We start from the raw sequence: 4,621 nt of genomic DNA, 5'->3' as shown, positions 1-4,621 counted from the left end.
TATGCTGCCCATTATAATTATTCTAGTTATTATAATCATCGCGTTTTGTGTGTATTATTTTAACCCCAAACAAATTATACTAAGAAAACTTTCTAAAACAAGACACAAAGCTATTGCAAGTTTAAAAACTAACGAGTTTATAAAAATTTATGGTAAAGCGCTGCATGTTAAAGCGCCTTTGGTTGCACCTTTAAGTAAAAGAAAATGTATTTTTTATACTATTAAAATTGAAAAACGGGTAAGTAGTGGCAAGAGTTCGCATTGGAAAACTATAGTAAACGAACTACGAATACAAGATTTTTTTATTGAACAAAACGGGAGTTATGCTATTATAAAACCAAGTGTAAATCCTAAAAACTTTATAAGTCATTTAGTGATTGATAAAAAAGCATCATCTGGTACCTTTAGCGACCCAACACCAGAATTTGAAGCTTTACTTAAAACATATAATATAGATAGTACTAACTTTTTTGGCTTTAATAAACAATTACGTTATAAAGAAGGTGTTATTGAAGTTGGAGAAAAAATAACGGTAGCCGGAATTGTAAAATGGAAAACGTTGAGCGAGCCAATTCCTGAATATTCCTATTCTAAAATTGTAGCTTTAGAAAGTAATGATAAACAAAAACTGATTATTACAGATCATCCAAAAGCATCTAATCATTTAAATAATCGTAGATAAGTTTATTTCCAGTTCTGTCCCTTTAAAGCCATAGCAGCTTTAAGCACATCTTTCTGGCTTATTTGACCAACTAATTTACCATTTTCAACAATAGGAAAACGACGTCTTTTTGCTTGTAAAAACTTATTGGCAGCATCAAAAATATTCATGTTTCCATCTATAGTTTCAACATTTAATGCCATATGTTTTTCAATAGTTTTATCTTGCATTGGCATATTGTAATAGCGACTTTCACTAATTTGCTTAATACAATCACCTTCAGAAATAATACCAATCAATTCATTTTTATCATTAATTACAGGTCCACCAGAAATCCTGTTTTTAATTAGCGATTGCATTACACTTTCAATCGTTTGGTCTGGGGTAAACGTAATCAAATTCGTTGTCATATAATCACTAACCTTTAATGGTGTCGTGTCTGTTGCATTGGCTTGTTGTCTTCTTGCGCCTTGAAAACTTTTAATTCCCATAATAAATAAAATTTAGTAATCTTAAATGTACTTAATTTTTTTGAGTTTTCCTAAAGGAGAAGAACTACTTATAAGTGCATTTAAATTCAAGATTGTATAATTATTAAAATAATTAGCATTCTTTTAAGGTATTAAGTGTTAATTTTTATAGTTTTAGCAAAATTTAAAAAAACAAAGATGAAACGATTTTTAATGTTGGCTTTATTAGTTGGTTGTTTTCAAATGAATGCACAAAGCAACCCAGATTTAATAAAACATTACGAGGCTTATTATAAACAAATGAGGGCTCAAGGCGATATGCAGGGTATAATTAGTGCTATGACACATTTAAATGTGTTATCGCCATCTGTAGCAAGGAAAGATACTTTAGCTTATATTTATATGAGTGAAGGTAAGTATATACAGGCATTGAATACTATTGGTGTTGAAAAAAATGTTGGAGATTCCGATATTGCAGTTGAGGTTAAAGCATTGTCTTTAAAATCGGTTAAAAGGCCAGCATTAGCTATTGGTCATTTTGAGGAACTATTTAAAAGAAACCCAAATGCACTTATTGCTTATGAGTTAGCAGAATTAAGCTTACAAACTCAAAAATTTGCAGAAGCTTCTAAACATATTACTTATGGCATTGCTAATGCTAAAGATGATATGACAAAAGCATTTTACGAAACACAGCAACCTTATCAAGTATCTTTAAAGGCTGCTTTTATGTATCTAAAAGCTTTAGTTGTCTATAACCAAGATAAAAATGCAAACATTGATAAGGCGGTAGATATTTTAGATGCCACTCTAAAAACAGCACCTAATTTTAATTTAATCCAGTTAACAAAAACTGAATTATTAAGACAAAAGCAAGCGCTAACACAGGCTGCTACACAACCAAAAAATTAGGCATAAAAAATTATAAAAGAAGCACAGTTTTCTAAATTTAGAAACTGTGCTTCTTTATTTGAAAGAATTTGTAATTGCTAGATTTTAGTTTTATTATGGTTTTTGAATATTTTGACTGTCTTTTTCCAGTTTTTTATTCATTTGAAAGTTTAAGTTAGAGATAGAAACTAAAAATTCTTTTATAGTAGAATTAAGCTCATCTTTAGTTGTTGTATCTAGATTCGATAGGCTCTCTAATTTATAAATTTTAGTTTCTAAAACCTGTATTCTAGCTAAAGTAGCTGATGTGTTTACAGGCGCTGGAATATTCTTTTTTAAATCTGTTAAAAGTGTTTTAATGATTTCTTCATTATTTTTAAAAAAACCTAAATCACCTTTTTTCACATTGTTTACTACGTCTTGAAGCTGATAATATTCTTGCCAGTTTTCAATAACGTGTTCTGTTTTTTCATCTAAACCAAAATCAAGATAATCAAGTTTTAATATGTCGCTTTCAGATAATTCTTGATTAGTATTTTCTGTAATAGTAGTGTCGATAGCTATATTTTCTTCAGTTTTTTTGCATGAAGTCAGTATTATAAAAATACTTATAATACTCAAAAGTTTAATGTTCATACGGCTACATGTTTTGGATGCTATACAAAGATATAGGAATAGTTTGTTTTAAGTAAAATAATCAAACGCCTAATTAAAAAATTTTCACCTTTAAAATGAATTATTATCAATCAAATCTTATTATTTTTGATTTATTCTTAATAAACAGTGTTTTAAATGAACCCAAAAATTTTAATTATTGGTGCTTGCGGACAAATAGGTTCCGAATTAACATTTAAGCTTAGAAACATTTATGGTGATGAAAATGTTATTGCAAGCGATATAAGCTATAGTAATTTAGATATTGTTAACTCCGGTTTTTTTGAAATTGTTGATGCTCAAGATTATACCAGTATTAAAGTGTGTGTAGAAAAATATAATATAGACACCATTTATTTAATGGCTGCCATGTTAAGTGCCACAGGAGAAAAATTCCCTATGAAAGCCTGGGATTTGAATATGAATTCCTTGTTTCATGTGTTAAATCTAGCAAAAGCGAAGTTTGTAAAACACGTGTTTTGGCCTTCCAGCATTGCAGTTTTTGGTCCATCAACACCAACCGAAAGCACACCACAATATACAACCATGGAACCTACAACCGTTTATGGTATTACAAAACAAGTCGGTGAGCGTTGGTGCGAATATTATAATCAAAAATACGGAGTAGATGTAAGGAGTTTACGCTATCCAGGAATTATTAGTTGGAAGACACAACCCGGTGGCGGTACAACAGATTATGCAGTAGATATTTATCATAAAGCAGTTATCGATAAAAAATACAATTGTTTTTTAACAGAAAACACTAAACTACCTATGATGTTTATGGATGATGCTATTAAAGCCACGATAGATATTATGACCGCAGATAGTGATGCTGTAAAAATAAGATCATCCTACAATTTAGCGGCAATAAGTTTTACGCCAAAAGAAGTTGCAGCATCAATAAAGCAGTATATTCCAGAATTTGAAATAAGCTATACACCAGATTATAGGCAAGCCATTGCAGATAGTTGGCCAAAAAGCATAAACGACGAAGTGGCAAGACAAGATTGGAATTGGAGGCCTGTTTTTTCTCTTGAAGACATTACTAAAGAAATGCTATTCCAATTAGAAAAAAAATACAATACTACTGTAAAATAATAAAATTAAGAGCGCAAATATCTTTATTTGTATATTTGAATAACCCTAAATCTTAATTAATATGTTTGATAATTTTTTATTTAACGTAAAATACGGCATTAATCACGTACTCGATATTAATGCTTACGACCACGTTTTGTTTTTAATAGTGCTCACTATTCCGTATGTTTTTAAAGACTGGAAACGGGTATTGTTACTCGTTTCTATATTCACATTGGGGCACACCCTATCACTTGTTTTAGCAGCCTATAATGTAGTTAGTGTTAATGGTCAGGTTGTTGAGTTTTTAATACCCATTACCATTTTAATTGTGGCATTATATAATGTGTTTACAGCTGGTAAAGGTGCACAAAAAGAAAAAATAGGCATACTATTTTTAACCACATTATTTTTTGGTTTAGTACACGGTTTAGGCTTTGCGCGCGAATTTAAAATGTTATTGGGCACTACCGATAATAAACTCGTTTTACTGCTAGAATTTGCCTTAGGCATAGAGTTTGCTCAAGTTATTATTGTATTTATTGTACTGTTTTTAAGCTATGTTGTGCAAACCATATTTAGGTTTACCAAACGCGATTGGATTATGATTATATCGGCTATTGTTGTAGGATTGGTAATCCCAATGTTACTTAATAGTGATTTTTTATCATAAATAATTATTTGGGTGTTACCCCGTAAAGGGGTCGGGCTTTCACTATTCAATTTTTTTTTGCACAATCTAAATATACAAAGACCTGTCAGGTTATAAAAGACAATTTTTCTTGTATCTTTACAAGTATGTTTGCACTAGTAGATTGTAATAATTTCTATGCTTCTTGCGAACGTGTTTTTAACCCTAATTTAC

Annotated in this window: 6 protein-coding genes; 4 read left to right on the top strand and 2 right to left on the bottom strand. The window is 30.3% G+C overall.

Annotation, left to right across the window (positions count from 1 at the left end; genetic code table 11):
- A partial coding sequence (locus AADI82_RS13795; protein WP_341217009.1) for a hypothetical protein occupies positions 1-682 on the top strand: 682 nt, incomplete at its 5' end.
- A 2-nt stretch (positions 683-684) separates the two neighbouring features.
- Here AADI82_RS13795 and AADI82_RS13790 read toward each other — a convergent pair.
- The gene (locus AADI82_RS13790; RefSeq protein WP_341217008.1) at positions 685-1,152 is read right to left on the bottom strand and encodes a CBS domain-containing protein; all 468 of its coding nucleotides are present in this window, start codon (positions 1,150-1,152) and stop codon (positions 685-687) included.
- A gap of 177 nt (positions 1,153-1,329) precedes the next feature.
- On the opposite strand from AADI82_RS13790, the gene AADI82_RS13785 reads away from it, so the two are divergent.
- A complete protein-coding gene (locus AADI82_RS13785) occupies positions 1,330-2,043 on the top strand; it encodes a hypothetical protein (protein ID WP_341217007.1) in 714 nt (237 codons plus the stop codon).
- 93 nt (positions 2,044-2,136) lie between these two features.
- Here AADI82_RS13785 and AADI82_RS13780 read toward each other — a convergent pair whose 3' ends face one another.
- Positions 2,137-2,658 carry a hypothetical protein gene (locus AADI82_RS13780; protein WP_341217006.1) on the bottom strand — a complete coding sequence of 174 codons (522 nt, stop codon included), beginning with the start codon at positions 2,656-2,658 and terminating at the stop codon, positions 2,137-2,139.
- 156 nt (positions 2,659-2,814) lie between these two features.
- Here AADI82_RS13780 and AADI82_RS13775 point away from each other — a divergent pair, with 156 nt between their 5' ends.
- Together AADI82_RS13775 and AADI82_RS13770 are read left to right on the top strand one after the other, a co-directional pair.
- Entirely contained in the window at positions 2,815-3,777 is a 963-nt protein-coding gene (locus tag AADI82_RS13775) for an NAD-dependent epimerase/dehydratase family protein (RefSeq protein ID WP_341217005.1), read from the top strand.
- Between the two features lie 61 nt (positions 3,778-3,838).
- Positions 3,839-4,429 (top strand): HupE/UreJ family protein, encoded by a 591-nt coding sequence (locus AADI82_RS13770; RefSeq protein WP_341217004.1) that lies wholly within the window; start codon positions 3,839-3,841, stop codon positions 4,427-4,429.
- Positions 4,430-4,621: the final 192 nt, after the last annotated feature.

The sequence above is a fragment of the uncultured Wocania sp. genome, assembly GCF_964021735.1.
Classification (GTDB): domain Bacteria; phylum Bacteroidota; class Bacteroidia; order Flavobacteriales; family Flavobacteriaceae; genus Wocania_A.
Note: the sequence above shows the minus strand (reverse complement) of the source record. Positions and strands in the feature narration are given on the sequence as shown.